We start from the raw sequence: 18436 nt of genomic DNA, 5'->3' as shown, positions 1-18436 counted from the left end.
TGCTGAGCTCCACTATTTTCTATGTGTGGGACGTCAGGCCCCGGAGCTGGGAAAGGCGATAGCGCTGCGCCGCCTACCGCTGTCGCGCTACCTTCGCGCCCCGCGAGGCCTGCGCCGCGATCAGGTCATACAGCGCCTGCGCCGCCGGTGACAGCCGTGCCGTGCGCCGCGTCATGAGCACCAGCGTGCGCGACACCCGCGGCTCCACCAGCTCGATGGTCTTCAGCGCCGGGTACGCGCCCTTCTGCAGCGCCAGCCGTGGCACCACCGCGGCCGCCACGCGCTCGGCCACCAGCCCCACCGCCGTCGAGCTGCGCTGCACCTCGTAGAAGGGCTTCAGGTTCGCGGCGGCGGCGCCCAGCGCACCGTCGAGCAGCGGCCGGTTCTCGCTCGCCTGGCCGGCGAAGATCAGCGGATGCGGCTGCAACTGCCGCCAGGCCACGCGCTTGCGCCCGGCCAGCGGATGCGACGGGTGGCAGATCAGCACGTAGTCGTCCTCGATCAGCGGCACGCTCGTGAGCTCGGGCGAATGCGCGCCCGCCATGCCGATGCCGAACTCCACCTCGCGGTGCAGCACCGCATGCGCCACCGCCGACGACGAGTGGTCGAGGATCTTGATGCGGTTGTGCGGATGGCGCGCCGAGTACGCCTGCATGATGCGCGGCAGAAACTGCACGCCCGCCGTGGGCACGCAGGCCATCGACACGTCGCCGCGCTCGGCCTTGCCGGTCTCGCGGATTTCCAGCAGCGAATCGGACAGCTCCACCAGCAGCCGCCGCGCGCGCGGCACGAAGTCGCGCCCGATGGTGGTGAGCGACACCGAGCGCGTGGTGCGCTCCACCAGCGCCACGCCCAGAAAGTCTTCCAGTTTGCGCAGCCGTTGCGTGATGGCGGTCTGCGTGACGTGCAGCGCGTCGGCCGCCGCCTGGAAGCCGCCCTCGTCGGCGATGGCCACGAAGGCCTGGATTCCGAGGATGTCGATCTTCATCAGTTTCATGAATCAATGGCCAGAATAAATTCATTTTACGAACGGCATGCGCCTCGGCAAACTGCGCCCACCACAGCAAGGAACACCCGATGACCTGGTCCGCCAAGCAATACAGCGCCTTCGAAGAAGAACGCACACGACCGGTTCGCGACCTGGTCGCTGCCGTTCCGCACGGCGAACGCCCGGTGCGTTTGGCCATCGACCTGGGCTGCGGTCCGGGCAATTCCACCGAAGCGCTGGCGCAGCGCTTTCCCGACGCCGCGGTGAGCGGCATCGACAGCTCTGGCGACATGATCGAAACGGCGAAGAAACGCATGCCCGACGTGCTCTTCGCCGTGGCCGACATCGCGACATGGCATGCAGCGCGGCCGATGGACCTGATCCTGGCGAACGCATCGCTGCAATGGCTGCCGGACCACGCCACGCTCTACCCGCACCTGGCAGCGCAGCTTGCGCCCGGGGGCCACCTGGCCGTGCAGACGCCCGACAACCTCGAGGAGCCCGCGCACCGGCTGGCACGCGAGGCGGCGGCGAGCCCCGAGTTCGCCGAACGCATCGGCGCCGTGCGGCATCCCGCGCGGCATGGCGCCATCGACTACTACGCGATGCTGCGGCCGCACTGCAGCCGCGTCGACGTGTGGCGCACCACCTACTACCACCCGCTGGCGGGCGCGGCGGCGGTGGTCGAGTGGTTCAAGGGCTCCGCACTGCGGCCCTACCTGGCGCTGCTGAGCGCCGCGCAGCAGGCCGCGTTCCTGTCGCGCTACCAGGCGGCGATTGCGCAGGCCTACCCGGCACTGGCCGACGGCAGCGTGCTGCTGCCGTTCCCGCGGCTGTTCATCGTCGCCACACGCTGAGCTTGCCGGCGCCGGCAGGTGGGTTGTGTCCTGTTTTTGCGTAGATGCGCACGGTTCCACGGCAGCGCGCCGTCCCAGAATGAACCGGCCGTACGCTGCACGGCACCGCGCATTCCATAAAACCAAGGAGACACCCTCATGTCCCGTTCTCGTCGCGGCCTGCTGGCCGCATCCGCCGCCATGGCCACCGGTGCCCTTGCCGGTTGTGCATTGCCCGCAGGCGCTGGCCGCACATCGGGCACATCGGCCACGGTGTTCGACGTTCCGGCATCAACCATTCCGATCGTCGGCAGCGAGCAGGTCTTTCCGGTGCGCCGCATCTACTGCATCGGCCGCAACTACGAGGCCCATGCGCGCGAGATGGGGTCGGACCCAAGCCGCGAGCCGCCCTTCTTCTTCCAGAAGCCGGCCGACGCCATCCAGGTCGTGACGCCCGGCGTGGTGGCCGACCACCCGTACCCCTCGCTCACGAAAAACTACCACTACGAAGTGGAACTGGTGGTGGCGCTGGCCAAGGGCGGTCGCAACATTCCGATCGCCTCGGCCCTCGACCATGTGTACGGCTATTCGCTCGGACTGGACATGACGCGCCGCGACCTGCAGCGCGAGATGGGCGACCAGAAGAAGCCGTGGGAAATCGGCAAGAGCTTCGACCATTCGGCGCCCATCGGACCGATCCACCCGGTGGCGAACGTCGGGCACTTCACCGACGGCGCGATCTGGCTCAAGGTGAACGGGCAGACGAAGCAGAGCGCCACGCTCAAGCACATGATCTGGTCGGTGGCCGAGCAGATCAGCCGGCTGTCGCAGGCCTTCGAGCTGCAACCGGGCGACGTCATCTACTCGGGCACGCCGGAGAACGTGGGGCCGGTGGTGCGTGGCGACGTGATCCAGATTCACATCGACCGGCTGCCCGACCTGTCGGTGCGCATCGTCTGAGGCCAAGGGCTGCGCTGGCGGGCGGCGCGGCCCTCTTTTTTTCTACCAGATCGCTGCCGATCATCGGGCCTTCGCCATTTCCAGCCGTGCCATGTCCCAGCCTCCCAACGCCATTTACGTCGACGACCTGCATGCCCCCCAGGTGTTCGCGGACGAAGTCTCGGGCTACTGGGTCAACGCGGGCTGCGTCCACATCACCCTGGATGCCAGCCGCGTCGACCACAGTTCCGACAACTGCCCCGTCAACCGCGCCGCGGTGCTGCGGCTCACGCTGCCGATTCCCATCGCGCAGGTGCTGGCCGTCAGCCTCTACGACTTCCTGAAGCAGCGCGGGCTGGCGCCTGCGCCGGGCAACGGGCACTGAAGGGCGCGTCAAACCGCACCGGCTGCAAGGCCGCCTTCCCAGATTCCTACGAGATGCGCCACGAAGATGAGATTCGTTCTTATCCATCAAGTGAGCCACCGTTGAACCAAAGACGCCTGAACGCCACCGCCACCCCTTCCCTCTCATTCAGGCGCAGCACGCTCGGCCCGCCAGCGCGCGCCACGCTGCTGGTGCTGTGGGCCGCCACGCAAGGCGGCCGGGCGCTGGCCCAGGACGCGCAGGCCCCCGCCGGCACCGCGCTGCCCACGGTGACCGTCACGGCGGATTCGCAGGACGACACGCCCCAGCACCTCGGCGCGAAAGTGAGCAGCGGCGCGCTCGGCGCCCGCTCGCAGCTGGACACGCCCTTCTCCACCACCGTGGTGCGCGCCGAGGACATGGCCGAGCGCCAGGTGTCCAAGCTCGGCGACGTGTTCGCGCTGGACGCCTCGGTGTCCGACAACAGCGGCGCCTACAACAGCTGGGCCAGCTACATCACGGTGCGCGGCCTGCCGCTGGACTGGCAGAACGGCTACCGCATCAACGGCCAGCCCTTTCTCAGCTACGCCATCACGCTGCCCTACGAGCAGTTCGAGCAGATCGAGCTGCTCAAGGGTTCGTCGGGCTTCATGTACGGCTTCGGCGCGCCCGGCGGCATCGTCAACTACGTGACCAAGAAGCCGGGCGACACGCCCGTGCGCAGCATCGAGGTCGGCTACAAGACGGCCGGCATCTGGAGCGAGCACGTCGACCTGGGCGGGCGCTTCGGCGCGGACGAGCGCTTCGGCTACCGGCTCAACGCCACGCACGAGGAAGGCAAGACCTACAACGACGGCCAGGTGCGCCGCAACTCGGTGTCGCTCGGCCTGGACGCGAAGCTCAGCGACAAGCTCACCTGGACCTTCGACTCGCTCTACCAGAAGCGCACCGCCACCGGCCAGACGCCGTCGATCTACACGGGCGGCTACACCGGCACCAGCCTGCCCGCCACCATCGGCGCGAACAACGCGAACCTGGTGGGCCCGGGCCAGCACCTGGCCACCGATTTCACGATGTACGCGACCGGCCTGCAATACCAGCTCTCGCCCGACTGGACGCTGGCCACCAGCTACAGCCACAGCAGCGCCACGCGCAGCCGCAACGAGAGCATCGCCTACCTGCAGGACGCGAGCGGCGCCTACGACGACTACCGCTACGACGGCGCCGAAGGCCACCGCTTCAACCAGTGGCAGGCCATGGCCACGGGCAAGCTGCGCACCGGCGGCTTCGAGCACCAGCTGACGCTGGGTGCTTCGTGGCAGAAGCAGGTGAACGACTACAGCGCCAACAGCGTGTACCGGTTCATCGGCACCGGCAGCATCTTCGCGCCGAACACCAACGCCTACGAGAGCACCACCGCCTTCACGCGCTACCGCAACAGCGACATCACGCAGCGCGCGGTGTTCGCGAGCGACACCCTGAAGCTGTCCGACCGATGGTCGGTGCTGGCCGGCCTGCGCAGCACCCGCTACGAGCAGAACGGCTACGACACCGCCGGCCTGCGCAACGCCGGCTACCGCAAGAACGGCGTGCTCACGCCCACGCTGGCGCTGATGTTCAAGACCGCGCCCGACACCACGCTGTACACCAGCTACGTCGAGTCGCTGGAGCCGGGCAGCACGGTGAGCAACCTGTACGCCAACGACGGCCAGCTGCTCAAGCCGCTGAAGAGCCGCCAGTACGAGCTGGGCCTGAAGACCGGGCGCGAACGCTGGAGCGCCACGGCCGCGCTGTTCCGCATCGAGCGCGGCGCGCAGTACGCCAACAGCGCCAACGTGCTGGTGCAGGACGGGCAGTCGATCTACCAGGGCGCGGAGCTCGGCGCCTCCACGCGGCTGGGTTCGCAATGGCAGGTGGGCGCCAACCTGATGCTGCTGGACAGTTCGTACGAGCGCGGCAGCAGCTACGCCGGCAACCGCGTGGCCGGCGCGCCGAAGCTGGTGGCGACCGCGCAGGTGGCCTACGACGTGGCGCAGGTGCCGGGGCTGAAACTGTCGGCCGACCTGAAGTACACGGGCGGCACCATGCTCGACGCGGCCAACCGGCTGAGCGTGCCGGGCTACACGGTGGCCAACATCGGCGCGAGCTACGTCACGCGCATCGGCGGGCGCCCCACCACCTTGCGCGCGGCCATCAACAACGTGGCGAACCGCCGCTACTGGGAGTACCAGTACGACAGCTACATCAAGCCCGGCGATCCGCGCACCTTCAGCCTGAGCGCCAAGCTGGATTTCTAGCCGCCCATGACATCGCTGTTCCATCGAGCGACAACGGCAGCCGGCGCGCTGTGCCTGTGCATGGCGTGCGGCATGTCGAATGCCGCGGCGCAGGCCCGCGTGGTGTCGAGCACCTGGCTTCCCGGCGGCAAGTACGCGCTGGTCTGCGCGTTCGAGGGGGCCGAGTACATGACGATCACTGCGGACCCGCCCGGCGCGTGCGTCGCCGCCGCCGCGCCTCCCGAGGCTGCGCAGCAGCCTGCGCCGCCGTCGGCACCCGTCGTCTCGCGCGCAGAGGCCTTTCCCACGTCGTCCAGCTATGTCGGCGGCTTCTTCATCGACCCGCTCTCGGCGGCGCTGCGCGCCACGGGACTGGGCCTGCTGCTGGGCGGAAGCTGGCCGAGCGGGCTCCATGGCCTCGACCGTTGAGGCCGCGCGCATCCAGGCGGCCGACGTCCCATTTTTCTCCCGCTTTGAAGTTCACCATCTGTCCATGAAAAGCCCTTGGCATCGCAACACCCACGGCGTCTCGCAGGCGCTGCGCTTCAACGACCTGCTGGCGGCGGGCTCGGCAAAAGACCTGCACCGCAGGCTTCCCATGCCAGCCCGATGGCACCAGGCACAGCCCGCGCACGTCGCCCCCCGCCGCCTGCGCAAGACCGCATGGATGCCGCGCCTCGCAGGCGTGCTGGCGTTCGGGGCGCTCGCCTTCGGCGTCTTCGTGGCCGGCAGCGACACCTGCGCGGCGCATGAAACCGGCGGCGGCAACTACAGCCAGTCGACCCTCGCGCCGATCAGCGACTCGGGCGCGGATGCGACGCCCGCCAACGCGCGCGGCGGCGCCTGCCAGCGAAAGCGCAAGGCCGGCCGCTTCGCGCACCAGAAGACGGTGCCCTGAACGCCTCGCCCGTGTTCAGGCCCGAGCTCTTCTCCAGCGCCCTGGTGGTCGAAAGCGACCCCGCCGTCGCGTGCCGCATGCGGCGCATCCTCGGCGCGCTGGCACCGGGCCGGCAGGTGCTGCTGGCGCCCACGCACGCGCAGGCCGACGCGCTGCTGGCCATCGTCCGGTTCGACCTGGTGTTCGTCGACATTCAGCTTCACCCGCAGGGCGACGGCGCGCGGCTGATTGCACAGGTGCGCGCCGCGCAACCTCGCGCGCAGGTCGTCGCGATGTCGGACATGGACAACCACGACCTGGTGCTGCACGCCTTCGCCGCAGGTGCCACGGGCTACCTGCTGAGCGAGGCCGAAGACGCCGAGATCGCCCATGCGCTGCGGGCCCTGCAGCGCGACGGCGCCGCGCTCGACTCGCGCGTGGCGCGCCGCGTGCTGGGCATGCTGGCCGCGTCGCTGCAGCCCGGGGCGCACCTGCCGCCAGGGCCAGGGCCAGCGACACCGGCGGCGCAGTGCGCGCTGAAGCCGCGCGAACTGCAGTTCCTGCGGCTGGTCGCGAGCGGCCTGAGCAACCGGCAGATCGCGCACACGCTCGCGCTGTCGATCCACACCGTCGATTTCCACGCGAAGAACACCTACCGCAAGCTCGACGTCAGGTCCCGGACCCAGGCCATCCTGGAGGCAACGCGCCACGGCCTTCTGGGCTGACGGGCCGCGGCTGCCGCGTCAGCACGGTCAGCAACGCCAGGTGCTTCGCGTCCCAGGCGAAGAACAGCGCCAGCAACACGGCGTCGCCCACGGCCAGCGCGATCAGGGTGCGCCAGTCCCACAGCCAGTCGAGGAATGTCATGGGGCTATAGAGGTGATGAATGCGAAGCCTCCAGCTTGCGGCCCGTGCATTGCCCGCAGATTTCAGCGTGTTGCAGCGTGCCTGCCGCGCGGGGCCGGCCGCGAAGGCTCAGGCTTCGCGCGTGCGCGTGACCGAGGGCACGAACATGTAGCCCTCGTTGCGCACGGTGCGGATCAGGTCGGCCCGCACCTCGCCCGCCGCCAGCTTGCGGCGCAGGCGGCTGATCTGCACGTCGATGGCGCGGTCGTACGAATCGCTTTGCGCGCCCAGGGCGTACTGCACCAGCTGGTCGCGCGTGAGCACGCGCCGCGGGTGCTGCACCAGCGCGCGCAGCAGCCGGAACTCGCCGTCGGACAGGTCGACGGGCTGGTCCTGCGGGTCGTGCAGCAAGCGGGTTTCGAGGTCGATGCGCCAGCCCGCGAAGTACAGCACCGTGGCGGGCGCATCGGTCGGCGCCTGCAGGGCTGCCACAGCCTGCGCGGCAGGCCGTGCCGCGGCGTTCGCGTTGGCCGTGCGCCGCAGCACCGTGCGAATGCGCGCCAGCAGCTCGCGCGGATTGCAGGGCTTGGCCAGGTAGTCTTCCGCGCCGATCTCCAGGCCCACGATGCGGTCGATGTCCGTGCCCACGGCCGACAGCATGATGACCGGCGGCCCGCCCACGCGCTGCAGCTCGCGCAGCGCGCTCAGGCCGTCTTCGCCGGGCATCATCACGTCGAGCACGATGAGTGCGTAGTCGGCCTGCGCGAGCCGCTCGCGCATTTCACCGGGGTGGCCGGCCGCGTCGACCTGGAAGCCGTGCTTTTCCAGGAAGGACGCCACCAGGCTGCGAATGCCGGCGTCGTCGTCGACGATGAGGATGCGGGTGTACAGGTTCACGTTGCGGCGGGTCGGGTAGCGGATCATAGGCCGCGCATCGGCGCCGCCCGAAGGCCTGCAGGCGATGCAGGCAATGCAATGAACTGCAATGCGCTGCAATGCGGCGGCAACACGCGCGCGCCACACTGGGCCGTGACATCGCCATCCGTCCGTGCCAGCATCGGCCCATGAACCCCCAAGGTACCGCGCGCCGCTGGCCGGGCACGTCGCTGGCCCTGCAGATCATGGCGCTGCTGCTCGGTGGCCTGGTGGTGGCGCAGGGCGTGACGCTGGCGCTGACCATGCTGCTGCCGCCCGAACCACAGCGCCAGTGGGAGCTGGGCGACATCGCGCGCGTGCTCTCGGGCCACGCCGCCGAAGGCCGCAACGCGAACCTGCTGCTGCGCTCGCTGCAAGCGCGCGCACCCGAGCCCAAGGGGCAGGGCTGGCTGACCTCCGAACGCTCGCGGCATGACCTGGCGCAACTGCTGGAACGCGACGAGACCGAGGTGCGGCTGTACTTCTTCACCCCGCTGCCGTTCGCCGGCACCACGGGGCCGGTCGCGGATGCGGGCGGCGCGCAGCCGGCAGACGCAGGACCGCGCCCGATCGCCACCGCGTTCGCGGTATCCGCGTCGGCATCGGCATCAGGTGGGGACGGTAACTTCCTGAGGGTGCAGGCGGGCGGCCCCGGCGGACCGGGCGGCGCGGCGGGGCCGGCGTTTCCCGGGGGCATGGGCGGCTCGAACGGTGGCTTCGGCATCGGGCGGGGCAGCGTGGGCAACGGTGGCGGCTTCTCGCAGCCGCCGCAGCCCGGCGGGGTCACCGGCTCCGCGGCGCGCGGCACTGCGCCGGGCTATCCGTCCGCGCCCGCTGCTGCCATCGGGAGCGCGCCGGGCATTGCGCCCGCACCCGCGTTCGCCGCACCGAGCGCGCCGGGCTCGCCCGGCGCGCTGGCCGTGCCCACCACGCCAGGGACAGCCGCCGCACCGGGGCTGTCGATGGGCGCCCCGCCGGGCCTGCCGGCGCATGCAGGCGCCCCGTCGCTTGCAGCGCCCTCGTTCCCGCCGGGCCTTCCACCGGGAGAACGTGCCATGCAGCCCCTGCCCGAGCTGCCTTCGCTGCAGGCGCTCCCGCCCGTCGTCGAAAGGCCCGCGCCTCGCAAGGCACCGGCCACGACCGAGGCGCCCGCCACGCCGACGCAGCGCACCGATCCCGCGGCCCGCGCACCTGCTTCGAGCCCTGCCGAACCCGTGCCCGTGCCCGGGCCGCGCACCGACGCACAGGCGCCGCGCCCACCGCACGGCGCTGACATCCCGCGCACGCCGCCGTCCACCGACACCACCGCCGAGGTCGAACGCCCCGCCGCGCGCGGCCTCTTCGGCCTGGCGCCAGCGCCCTTCGTCGAAGGCGACTTCATTGCCGCCGTCTACACGCGCGAAGGCAGCTGGGTGGTGGTGCAGCCGGTGCCCGAATCTTTTCCCAACGCGTGGCAGCGGCGCGTGCTGCTGTGGTTCCTGCTGGCCGCGGCCATCGTGGTGCCCGCGGGCTGGTTGTTCTCGCGCCGGCTGGTGCGCCCCCTCACCGGCTTCGCGCGCGCAGCCGACCAATTGGGCCGCGACCCGTCGGCGCCGGTGCTGGCGCTCGAAGGCCCCGCCGAGATCGGCCGCGCGGCGCAGGCCTTCAACCGCATGCAGGCGCGGCTGCGCAGCTTCGTCGAAGACCGCACGGTGATGATCGGCGCCATCAGCCACGACCTGCGCACGCCCCTCACGCGGCTGCGCTTTCGCATCGAGGACGTGCCCGACGAGGTGCGCGCGGGCATGCTCGACGACGTGGAAGAGATGGAACGGATGATCGGCTCCGTGCTCAGCTTCATCCGCGACGCCTCGGTGGTCAGCGCGCGCGAGCGCATGGACCTGTCGAGCCTGGTGGAAGACGTGGTCGAGCAGGCCGTGTTCGTCGGCAAGGACGTGCGGCTGCTGCGCACCGAACCCGCGCCGGTGGAGATCGACGCCATGGGCATGCGGCGCGTGCTCGACAACCTGATCGAGAACGCCGTCAAGTACGGCCACCAGGCGCGCGTGCGGCTGTTCACGGACGGCGCCGATGCCGTGGCCGAGATCAGCGACCGCGGACCGGGCCTGCCCGACGACGAACTGGAGCGGGTGTTCAAGCCCTTCTATCGCTCGCCGCAGGCCCTCGCCTCGCGCGCGGCGGGCAGCGGTCTCGGCCTGGCCGTGTGCCGCTCGATCGTGCGTGCGCATGGCGGCGACGTGGTGCTGAAGTCCGGCCCGCACGGGCTCCTTGCGCAGGTGCGCGTGCCGCTGGCGCTGGACGCCGAAGCGAAACGCCCTGTGCTGCAGGCCGCCGTCGCGCCCTGAGACCCGCGCCAGCGCGACGGCACGGCGCCGCCGTGCACATCCGACAACGCCTGCGCCAGATTCCTCCCACTTTGCATGGTCGACTCCGCCCTCGGAAGTTTCTGATTGTTTCCGACACACGAGGAGAAGAACACCCATGCCAAGGCTGCAGAAGAGGTCTCGCCGTGCGCGCGCGCACGGCTTCACGTTGATCGAACTGATGGTGACCGTGGCCATCGTCGCCATCCTCGCCGCCATCGCGTACCCCTCGTACACCGACTACGTGATGCGCGGGCGCATTGTGGACGCCACCAGCGGCCTGTCGGTCATGCGCGCGAACATGGAGCGCTACTTCCAGGACAACCGCACCTACCTGTCCACCGGCAGCTTCACCTCGCCCTGCCTGGTGTCCTCCACGCTGCGCATGGTCGGCACCTTCACGCTGTCGTGCGACGGCACGTACGGCGCGGCGACCGCCACCGGCTACACGCTGGTGGCCACGGGCAGCGGCGGCACCGCGGGGTTCATCTTCACCGTCGACCAGTCCAACAACCGCGCGACGGTGGGCGTGCCCACGGGCTGGACCACCTGCAGCAGCGACTGGGTCTCGAAGCGAGGGGCCTGCTGATGAAGCGCGACGTGCCGTCCGCCGGCTTCACGCTGATCGAGCTCGCGGTGACGCTGGCGGTGATGGCCGTGCTCATGGCGCTGGCCATGCCCTCGGTCTTCGCGTGGATCGCCAACGCCCGGGTGCGCACGGTGAGCGACGCGCTGCAGAACGGCTTGCGCCAGGCGCAGGCCGAGGCGGTTCGCCGCAGCCGTACAGCGGTGTTCTCGCTGACCAACGACACGGCCCCCAAGACCAGCCTGACCGCCGTGGCCAACGGCAGCCACTGGTCGATCAACTTCGTGGCTTCGTCGACGCTCGACACGGCCGGCATCGCCACCTTCGTCGAAGCCGGCGTGCTGAGCGTCGCCGGCACCGGCGTGCGCATCAGCGGGCCCGCCGCGGTCTGCTTCAACCCGCTGGGGCGGCTGGTGGCCAACGCCAGCACGGGCGTCACGGGCGCGACCTGCAGCCTGAGCGCAACGCCCACCTACGACATCGCGATGACTTCGGCCGACCGCCCCCTGCGCGTGGTCGTGAGCCTGGGCGGACAGGTGCACATGTGCGATCCGGCCCGGACGCTGTCGTCCGGCGCGCCCGACGGCTGCCCGGGCTGAACATGAAAGCCCCCCTCCAACGCCGCACCCCGTCATCGGGCTTCGCGCTGCTCGAGGTGCTCGTGTCGCTGCTGCTGTTTTCCTTCGGACTGCTCGGCATGGCCGGCCTGCTGACGCGCGCGATCACCGTGTCCGTCGACGCCGACGACCGCAACCGCGCCGCGCTGCTGGCCAACGACATCGCCAGCACCATGTGGCTGAAGAACGCCGTCGCCGTCGACACCGCCGCCTGGCAAACCCGCGTGAGCGACCTGGCCCACGGGGGCCTGCCCAACGCCACGCTCAGCGTGACGGCCGTGTCGGGCGCAACCAACAGCGCGGGCGCGGCCAATGCCGCGGACATCGTGATCGCCTGGCGCGCCGTGACGCGCGATGCGGCCGCGGCCAACGCGGGCAGCCGGCTCGTCACGCGCGTGGTGCTGCCATGAGACGCCGGCGGCAACACGGCCTCACGCTGATCGAGCTGATGGTGGCGATCGTCATCGGCCTGGTGGTCACGCTGGCCGCGACCCAGCTGTTGATCTTCAGCGAGTCGAGCAAGCGCACCACCACCGCCACCAACGACATGGGCCAGACCGGCGCCTACGCCGCCTATGTGCTCGACCGCGCCGTGCGCAGCGCCGGCTCGGGCTTCACGCAGTCGTGGAGCCTGGCGGGCGCCTTCGGCTGCCTGCTGAACGCCACGCTGCCGGGCACGCCGAACCTGCCGCGCGGCACGGCCTTTCCGGCGCCCTTTGCCACCGCCTTTCTCGGTGGCGCGAGCGGCAGCGCCACACTGCGCGTGGCACCGGTGCTGATCGGCAAGAGCCAGTCCGACGGCGGCTCCGACGTGCTGGTGGTGATGGGCGGCACGGCGGCGGCGGGCGACGTGCCGCGGCTCATCCTGTCGAGCGGCAAGTCGAGCAACATCCTGCGCCTGGACAGCACCACGGGCCTGGCCGAGGGCGACCTCGGGCTGGTGAGCGCCAACGGCACCACCGACTGCCTGATGCAGCAGGTGCACGCCAGCACGGCCTTTGCCGACAGCGCCGGCAACGACGCGCTGCCGCTGGGCGGCACGTACTACACCGCATCGGGTTCGACGACCGGCCTGGCCACGCTGGCGGCCAGCGGCACCGCCTACTTCACGCCGCTGGGCAACGTCGACGCGGGCGGCACGAACACGCAGTTCCAGCTGTTCGGCGTGGGCAGCAACAACACGCTCTACGGCTACGACCTGCTGATGCGCAACGGCACCGACGCGTCGCAGGCCATTGCCGACGGCGTGGCCGAGATGCATGCGCTGTACGGCCTGGACACCAACGCCGACGGCGTGCTCGACACCTGGGTGGACCCGGGCGCCACCGGCTACGACATCGCCACCATGATGGCCACGCCGGCCACCGCGCGCCAGGTGGTGGCGGTGCGCATCGCGCTGGTGCTGCGCAGCGCCAACCCGGAAAAGGAAAACGCGAACGGCGAGCTGCCCTCGCCCGCCTCGCTCACGCTGTTCGGCGACCTTGCCGCCTCCCTGCAGCAGAAGATCGGCTTCAGCGCCAGCGAGCAGCACTTTCGCCACCGCGTGGTCGAGACCACGGTCCCCCTTCGCAACGTACTGCTGCTGCCCACCTCATGACATCCACCCTGACCCGCGCACCGCGCCAGCGCGGCGTCGTGCTGCTGTTCTGCCTCATCGTGCTGGTCATCCTGCTGCTCGGCGGCGTGGCGGTCGTGCGCTCCATGCAGACCTCGCTGGCGGGCGCCGGCAACCTCGCGTTCCGGCGCGACCTGGCCAGCCAGGGCGAGCAGGCCGCCGCCAACGTGCTGGCGGCCTTCAGGAGCGGCACCCTGAAGACCGCCGCGCTCTCCGCGGCCAGCGTGCCCGCGGCCAACTACAGCGCGGTCGAGCTGGTCGCCGACACGCAGGGCATTCCGCTGGTGCTGCTGGCCAGCGGCAGCACCCCCAGCGGCACCGACTTCACCGGCACCACCTTCAGCCCCGCGGCGGCCGACCTGCCGGGCGGCTCGTCGGACATCGCCATCCGCTACGTCATCGACCGGCTGTGCCGCGCCGCCGGCACCGCGACCACCGCCACCTGCGTCTATGCGCCGTCGAGCAACACCGTCACCGGCGGCAGCAGCCAGCTGCCGGCCAGCCAGCGGCCGACCTCGAGCATCTCGCCGGTGTACCGCCTGAGCGTGCGCGTCACCGGCGCGCGCTCGACGCAGGTGTTTCTCCAGACTTCCTTCACCCGGCCCGAGTAACCCCGATGACGCGCTGCCCCCGTGCCTGTTCCCCTGCCCTCGCCCTCGTCCCTGCCCTCGCCGCCGCGCTGCTGGGCGCGCAACCCTCGCACGCCGTGACGCTGGCCGACCAGCCCGTGTTCGCCAGCGCCGACGTGCCGGGCAACCTGGCGCTCACCCTGTCGGTCGAATACCCCACCGCCATCAGCGTGGCCAACCTCGGCAACTACGCCGACGCCTCGACCTACCTGGGCTACTTCGATCCGCTGAAGTGCTACACGTACACGCTGAACACCACCACGCCGGCCAGCAGCTACTTCCAGCCGGCGGGGCTGGCCACGGGCACCAACCTGCACGGCTGCGCGGGCAAGTGGAGCGGCAACTTCATGAACTGGGCGACGATGCAGACCATCGACCCGTTCCGCTGGGCGCTCACGGGCGGCTACCGCAACATCGACACCGAGAGCCAGACCGTCCTGGAGAAGGCCTGGGGCTCCAGCCAGGGCTCGCAGAGCAACTTTCCTCTGCGCGGCACCGGCCAGGCCACCTCCACCGGCCACAACTTCGCGAGCTCGCTGATCTCGTCGGTCACGCCGCTGGGCTGGAGCGGCTTCAACACCAGCATCTGGAAGCGCGGCAACACCATGGTGTTCAGCGGCACCGGCAGCAGCTACAGCAACACCGGCGTCGCGGGCACCGACTGGGTGAACGCCGCCACGTCGAACACCGCCTCGGCCACCTACCGCGTGTACGTGCGCGTGAAGGTCTGCGACGCGAGCACGGCGGCCGGCGGCGTGGAGTCCAACTGCGTGCTGTACCCCAACGGCCAGTACAAGCCCGAGGGGCTGATGCAGGGCTACGCCAACAAGATCCGCTACGGTGCCTTCTCGTACCTGAACGGCGACGGCGCCACCGTGCAGGGCGCGGTGCTGCGCGCGCCCATGGGCTTCGTCGGGCCGACCTACCCCACGCCGCTGTCGAGCGCCGTCACCACCAACGCCAAGGCCGAGTGGAGCGCGGCCACCGGCGTCATGGTGACCAACCCCGACAGCGCCACCGCCAGCGCCACCACCGCCACCAGCGGCATCACCATCGGCAACAGCGGGGTGATGAACTACCTCAACAAGTTCGGCACCGCCTCCTCGTCGTACATGACGGACGACAACGTCAGCGAGCTCTACTACGCGGCGCTGCGCTACTTCCAGAACCTGGGCAACGTGTCGACCTGGACCAGCTACATCACGCCGGTCACCACCTCGTCGTCCACCACGCGCACCACGCTGCTCGACGGCTTTCCGGCGGTCACCGCCTGGAGCGACCCGATCGCCTACGCCTGCCAGAAGAACTTCATATTGGGCATCGGCGACACCAACACCCACTACGACTACAACGTGGGCGGCGGCTACCTCACCGGCACGCGCGCCAAGCCGACGGCCGTGAGCAGCGACACGCTGAACAACGCGCGCACCTACACCAACAACCTGCTCACGCTCGAAGGCCTGAGCGCCAAGGCCGACGCGTGGTGGAACAGCTCGTACGCCACCTACTACATCGCCGGCCTGGCCTACGGCGCGCACACCAACGACATGCGCGCCGACCTGAGCGGCACGCAGACGGTGTCCACCTACTGGATGGACGTGATGGAGTACCAGACCGCGGCCGACAAGAATCCTTACTGGCTCGCGGCCAAGTACGGCGGCTTCACCGTTCCGTCGGGCTACAACCCGGGCCAGACCGCCACCGCGCTCACGCAGGGCTGGTGGAACAGCAGCGGCGAAACCATCGCGATGGGAAGCGCCACCGAATACCGGCCCGACAACTACTTCCTGGCCGGCAACGCGAGCCAGATGGTCACCGGCCTCACCAAGGCCTTCTCGTCCATCGCCTCCGCCGTGAGCGCGTACACCACCTCGCTGGCGCTGTCGTCGGCGCAGGTGGCCGATTCGGGCAGCGCCTCTTACGCCGCGCAGTACGCGTCCAAGACCTGGAGCGGCGTGCTGACCGCCAGCAACGTGACCATCGGCAGCGACCTGAGCACCACCTCGAGCGTGGCGTGGACCTCCACCGCCAAGCTCGCCACGCAGCTGGCCGGCACCGGCTGGAACACGGCGCGCCGCGTCGCCACCTGGAACGGCAGCGCCGGCCAGCCCTTTCGCTACGCGAACCTCACCGCCGGCCAGAAGGCCGCGCTGGTCACCTCCTACCGCGGAAGCGACGCGTCGGACTACCTCAACTACCTGCGCGGCGACCCGAGCCAGGAAGCCGGCTCCACCACCAGCGGCAGCAGCCAGGCGTACCGCGCGCGCAGCGTGCTGCTGGGCGACATCGTGGGCTCCAGGGTGACGCCGGTGGCCGCGCCCAGCCTCACCTATTCCGATTCGATCAACCCCGGCTACGCCGCCTTCAAGAGCACCTGGGCGGGCCGGCCCACCGTGGTCTACGTGGGCGCGAACGACGGCATGCTGCATGCCTTCAACGGGTCGCTCACGGGCAGCGACGCGGGCACCGAAATCTTCGCCTACGTGCCCAGCGCGCTGTTCCAGGGGCCGGGCGGCACGCCCAACACCTCGGCCTCCGACGGCCTCACCGCGCTGGGCAACCCGGGCTACAGCCACCGCTACTACGTCGACGCCACGCCGCTGGCCTTCGATGTCGATTTCAACCACGCGGGCGGCTCGCTCACCACCAGTTCGGCCGCCACCTCCGACTGGCGCAGCGTGCTGATCGGCGGGCTCGGCAAGGGCGGCAAGAGCTACTACGCCATCGACGTCACCAACCCGGCGGGCATGACCTCCGAGTCGGTGGTGGCCGCCAAGGTGCTGTGGGAGTTCACCGACGCGACCATGGGCTACAGCTACGGCGCGCCCACGGTGGTCAAGACCGCCAGGTACGGCTGGGTGGCGGCGCTGACCTCGGGCTACAACAACAGCGACGGCTACGGCTACGTCTACCTCGTCAACCCCAAGACCGGCGCGCTGCTCGAGAAGCTCAAGACCGGCGCCGCCGCGCCGGGCCTCGCGCATGCCGCGGCCTACGTGCGCGACTTCACCGACGGCACGGCCGACAGCCTCTACGCCGGCGACCTCAACGGCCAGGTCTGGCGCTTCGACCTCACCGGCACGGCGGCTTACGCGGCGCCGTTGCTGCTGGCCAACCTCACCGACGCCAGCGGCAACGCGCAGCCGGTGACCACGCAGCCGCTGGTCGAGGTGCATCCGACTACGAAGAAGCGCCATGTGCTGCTGGGCACCGGCCGGCTGCTGTCCTCGAGCGACGTCAGCTCCACGGCGGCGCAGGACTTCTACGCGCTGACCGACGGCACATCGTCGGCCTTCAACACCGCCGCGTCGCTGCCCGCGGGCGTGCGCTTTCCGCTGGCACGCGCCAACCTCACCGCGCTGACCGACCTGACCAGCACCACGGCCCTGGGCAGCGGCTCGATGGGCTGGTACGTCGACCTCGGCACCGACAGCAGCAGCGGCGTCGCCTGGCGCATGGTCACCGCCCCGACGACCACCGGCGGCGTGGTGGCCTTCGCCTCCACCCTCACCACCACCGACGCCTGCAGCCCGTCGGGCACCAGCCGGGCCTACGCCCTCAACTTCGGCACCGGGCAGTCGGCGCTGCAGAACAGCGCGGCCTACATCGCCGAGTCGTATGCGGTGACCGACCTGCGCTTCATCAGCAGCAGCAGCGGCGGCACCACGCTGTCGGTGGGCTCCAGCACCGGCACGGTGGACAACCTGAAGGTGTCGCTGTCTTCGAGCCTGAGCCTGCGCCTGCTGAACTGGCGCGAGGTGCCGGTGGTCGAATAGCGGGCTGCACGCCTACATTCCTGCCAGATCGGGGCACAGACTCGCGGGCATGGCCGATGCATTGCACATCCTGATCGTTCGCGAGGCGCTCGCGCCGGGCGATTCGTGGCCCGCCCCGGACGCCGCATGGGCCGTGGCGTTCGCGGAGCGGGGCTTCGTCGTGCACACCGCGGGCGATGCCGTCGAAGCCCGCTTCATGGCGCGCCGGCACGGCTGCGCGCTGATCGTGCTCGACCTCGCCATGAGCGCGGTCCCCGAAGCCGTGGCGCACCTGCGGGCCCGAACCCCCGTGCCGCTGCTCGTGCTGGCAGGGCGCGGCAGCCTCCAGAACCGTCTGGCGGAACTGGCGATGGGCGTCGATGCCTACCTTGCCAAGCCGTTCGCCCTTGCGGACCTGCTGGCGAAGGTGCGGGCGCTCACCGCGCCAGGCCGTTTGCAGGCCGCCGACCGCGCCCTCGAGCAGGCCCGCGCGCACCTGCAGTCGCACGCCGACACAACCGCCCCCTTGCGGCTGGACGACCTGGTGCTCGACCGGCGCAACGGCAGCTGTGCACGCAGCGACATCGACCTTGGGCTGACCACCACCGAGTTCGCCCTGTTGTCCGCCTTGCTGCGCCAGCAGGGCCGGGTGCAGACGCGCGAACAGCTGCTGGCCCAGGTCTGGGCACGGCACGAAGACAGGTCGGCCACCGTCGTCGAAGCCTCGATCTGCCGCCTTCGCTGCAAGCTCGACGACCCCTTCGAGGCGAAGCTGCTGCACACGGTGCGCGGCGCGGGCTACGTGCTGGAGCGCCGCGCCCGCGCCTGAT

General features: G+C 70.4%; 18 protein-coding genes. 15 read left to right on the top strand and 3 right to left on the bottom strand.

Annotated features, from left to right (window positions below; genetic code table 11):
* Nucleotides 1-73: 73 nt before the first annotated feature.
* The gene (locus tag ACSFA5_RS28900; protein ID WP_435447587.1) at nt 74-988 is read right to left on the bottom strand and encodes a LysR family transcriptional regulator; all 915 of its coding nucleotides are present in this window, start codon (nt 986-988) and stop codon (nt 74-76) included.
* Between the two features lie 89 nt (nt 989-1077).
* Here ACSFA5_RS28900 and tam point away from each other — a divergent pair, with 89 nt between their 5' ends.
* From tam to ACSFA5_RS28865, 7 genes are all read left to right on the top strand, one after another.
* Nucleotides 1078-1845 carry a trans-aconitate 2-methyltransferase gene (gene tam, locus ACSFA5_RS28895; protein ID WP_435447476.1) on the top strand — a complete coding sequence of 256 codons (768 nt, stop codon included), beginning with the start codon at nt 1078-1080 and terminating at the stop codon, nt 1843-1845.
* A 138-nt stretch (nt 1846-1983) separates the two neighbouring features.
* A complete protein-coding gene (locus ACSFA5_RS28890; protein ID WP_435447475.1) occupies nt 1984-2784 on the top strand; it encodes a fumarylacetoacetate hydrolase family protein in 801 nt (266 codons plus the stop codon).
* Nucleotides 2785-2875: 91 nt separating this feature from the next.
* Nucleotides 2876-3148: a hypothetical protein gene (locus tag ACSFA5_RS28885; RefSeq protein ID WP_435447474.1), complete on the top strand. Its 273-nt coding sequence runs from the start codon at nt 2876-2878 to the stop codon at nt 3146-3148.
* A gap of 53 nt (nt 3149-3201) precedes the next feature.
* Nucleotides 3202-5424, top strand: coding sequence for a TonB-dependent siderophore receptor (locus ACSFA5_RS28880; RefSeq protein ID WP_435447473.1), 2223 nt, complete (start codon nt 3202-3204; stop codon nt 5422-5424).
* 6 nt (nt 5425-5430) lie between these two features.
* Nucleotides 5431-5832 (top strand): hypothetical protein, encoded by a 402-nt coding sequence (locus tag ACSFA5_RS28875; RefSeq protein ID WP_435447472.1) that lies wholly within the window; start codon nt 5431-5433, stop codon nt 5830-5832.
* Nucleotides 5833-5896: 64 nt separating this feature from the next.
* Nucleotides 5897-6301, top strand: a complete 405-nt coding sequence (locus ACSFA5_RS28870) for a hypothetical protein (RefSeq protein ID WP_435447471.1) — start codon at nt 5897-5899, stop codon at nt 6299-6301.
* A gap of 11 nt (nt 6302-6312) precedes the next feature.
* Nucleotides 6313-7005 (top strand): LuxR C-terminal-related transcriptional regulator, encoded by a 693-nt coding sequence (locus ACSFA5_RS28865; protein ID WP_435447470.1) that lies wholly within the window; start codon nt 6313-6315, stop codon nt 7003-7005.
* On the opposite strand, the gene ACSFA5_RS28860 is transcribed toward ACSFA5_RS28865, so the two are convergent.
* Together ACSFA5_RS28860 and ACSFA5_RS28855 are read right to left on the bottom strand one after the other, a co-directional pair.
* Nucleotides 6950-7147, bottom strand: coding sequence for a hypothetical protein (locus tag ACSFA5_RS28860; protein WP_435447469.1), 198 nt, complete (start codon nt 7145-7147; stop codon nt 6950-6952). The genes ACSFA5_RS28865 and ACSFA5_RS28860 overlap by 56 nt on opposite strands.
* A 108-nt stretch (nt 7148-7255) precedes the next feature.
* Nucleotides 7256-8050: a response regulator gene (locus ACSFA5_RS28855; RefSeq protein WP_435447468.1), complete on the bottom strand. Its 795-nt coding sequence runs from the start codon at nt 8048-8050 to the stop codon at nt 7256-7258.
* 140 nt (nt 8051-8190) lie between these two features.
* Here ACSFA5_RS28855 and ACSFA5_RS28850 point away from each other — a divergent pair, with 140 nt between their 5' ends.
* The 8 genes from ACSFA5_RS28850 to ACSFA5_RS28815 all read left to right on the top strand — a co-directional run bounded on the left by ACSFA5_RS28850 (nt 8191) and on the right by ACSFA5_RS28815 (nt 18435).
* Entirely contained in the window at nt 8191-10386 is a 2196-nt protein-coding gene (locus tag ACSFA5_RS28850) for an ATP-binding protein (RefSeq protein WP_435447467.1), read from the top strand.
* A 136-nt stretch (nt 10387-10522) separates the two neighbouring features.
* A complete protein-coding gene (locus tag ACSFA5_RS28845) occupies nt 10523-10993 on the top strand; it encodes a type IV pilin protein (protein WP_435447466.1) in 471 nt (156 codons plus the stop codon).
* Complete coding sequence (locus ACSFA5_RS28840) at nt 10993-11589, top strand: GspH/FimT family pseudopilin (protein WP_435447465.1); 597 nt, start codon at nt 10993-10995, stop codon at nt 11587-11589. Before ACSFA5_RS28845 ends, ACSFA5_RS28840 begins: the two co-directional genes overlap by 1 nt.
* 2 nt (nt 11590-11591) lie before the next feature.
* Nucleotides 11592-12017: a prepilin-type N-terminal cleavage/methylation domain-containing protein gene (locus ACSFA5_RS28835; protein WP_435447464.1), complete on the top strand. Its 426-nt coding sequence runs from the start codon at nt 11592-11594 to the stop codon at nt 12015-12017.
* Nucleotides 12014-13204, top strand: coding sequence for a PilW family protein (locus tag ACSFA5_RS28830; protein ID WP_435447463.1), 1191 nt, complete (start codon nt 12014-12016; stop codon nt 13202-13204). Before ACSFA5_RS28835 ends, ACSFA5_RS28830 begins: the two co-directional genes overlap by 4 nt.
* Nucleotides 13201-13833 (top strand): hypothetical protein, encoded by a 633-nt coding sequence (locus tag ACSFA5_RS28825; protein WP_435447462.1) that lies wholly within the window; start codon nt 13201-13203, stop codon nt 13831-13833. The genes ACSFA5_RS28830 and ACSFA5_RS28825 overlap by 4 nt, the downstream gene beginning before the upstream one ends.
* A gap of 5 nt (nt 13834-13838) precedes the next feature.
* On the top strand, nt 13839-17627 hold the full coding sequence (locus ACSFA5_RS28820) for a pilus assembly protein (RefSeq protein ID WP_435447461.1): 3789 nt from the start codon (nt 13839-13841) through the stop codon (nt 17625-17627).
* 49 nt (nt 17628-17676) lie between these two features.
* Nucleotides 17677-18435 (top strand): winged helix-turn-helix domain-containing protein, encoded by a 759-nt coding sequence (locus tag ACSFA5_RS28815; RefSeq protein WP_435447460.1) that lies wholly within the window; start codon nt 17677-17679, stop codon nt 18433-18435.
* Nucleotide 18436 lies beyond the last annotated feature (1 nt).

Source organism: Variovorax monticola, assembly GCF_051216855.1.
Taxonomy (GTDB): domain Bacteria; phylum Pseudomonadota; class Gammaproteobacteria; order Burkholderiales; family Burkholderiaceae_C; genus Variovorax.
Note: the sequence above shows the minus strand (reverse complement) of the source record. Positions and strands in the feature narration are given on the sequence as shown.

Excerpts from the sequence above, each read along its gene's own strand:
- ACSFA5_RS28840 (WP_435447465.1), top strand. The coding sequence starts at position 10,993 with ATGAAGCGCGACGTGCCGTCCGCCGGCTTCACGCTGATCGAGCTCGCG.
- ACSFA5_RS28845 (WP_435447466.1), top strand. The coding sequence starts at position 10,523 with ATGCCAAGGCTGCAGAAGAGGTCTCGCCGTGCGCGCGCGCACGGCTTC.
- tam (WP_435447476.1), top strand. The coding sequence starts at position 1,078 with ATGACCTGGTCCGCCAAGCAATACAGCGCCTTCGAAGAAGAACGCACA.
- ACSFA5_RS28875 (WP_435447472.1), top strand. The coding sequence starts at position 5,431 with ATGACATCGCTGTTCCATCGAGCGACAACGGCAGCCGGCGCGCTGTGC.
- ACSFA5_RS28815 (WP_435447460.1), top strand. The coding sequence starts at position 17,677 with ATGGCCGATGCATTGCACATCCTGATCGTTCGCGAGGCGCTCGCGCCG.
- ACSFA5_RS28890 (WP_435447475.1), top strand. The coding sequence starts at position 1,984 with ATGTCCCGTTCTCGTCGCGGCCTGCTGGCCGCATCCGCCGCCATGGCC.
- ACSFA5_RS28850 (WP_435447467.1), top strand. The coding sequence starts at position 8,191 with ATGAACCCCCAAGGTACCGCGCGCCGCTGGCCGGGCACGTCGCTGGCC.
- ACSFA5_RS28835 (WP_435447464.1), top strand. The coding sequence starts at position 11,592 with ATGAAAGCCCCCCTCCAACGCCGCACCCCGTCATCGGGCTTCGCGCTG.
- ACSFA5_RS28830 (WP_435447463.1), top strand. The coding sequence starts at position 12,014 with ATGAGACGCCGGCGGCAACACGGCCTCACGCTGATCGAGCTGATGGTG.
- ACSFA5_RS28880 (WP_435447473.1), top strand. The coding sequence starts at position 3,202 with ATGCGCCACGAAGATGAGATTCGTTCTTATCCATCAAGTGAGCCACCG.
- ACSFA5_RS28885 (WP_435447474.1), top strand. The coding sequence starts at position 2,876 with ATGTCCCAGCCTCCCAACGCCATTTACGTCGACGACCTGCATGCCCCC.
- ACSFA5_RS28900 (WP_435447587.1), bottom strand. The coding sequence starts at position 988 with ATGAAGATCGACATCCTCGGAATCCAGGCCTTCGTGGCCATCGCCGAC.
- ACSFA5_RS28860 (WP_435447469.1), bottom strand. The coding sequence starts at position 7,147 with ATGACATTCCTCGACTGGCTGTGGGACTGGCGCACCCTGATCGCGCTG.
- ACSFA5_RS28820 (WP_435447461.1), top strand. The coding sequence starts at position 13,839 with ATGACGCGCTGCCCCCGTGCCTGTTCCCCTGCCCTCGCCCTCGTCCCT.
- ACSFA5_RS28825 (WP_435447462.1), top strand. The coding sequence starts at position 13,201 with ATGACATCCACCCTGACCCGCGCACCGCGCCAGCGCGGCGTCGTGCTG.
- ACSFA5_RS28870 (WP_435447471.1), top strand. The coding sequence starts at position 5,897 with ATGAAAAGCCCTTGGCATCGCAACACCCACGGCGTCTCGCAGGCGCTG.
- ACSFA5_RS28855 (WP_435447468.1), bottom strand. The coding sequence starts at position 8,050 with ATGATCCGCTACCCGACCCGCCGCAACGTGAACCTGTACACCCGCATC.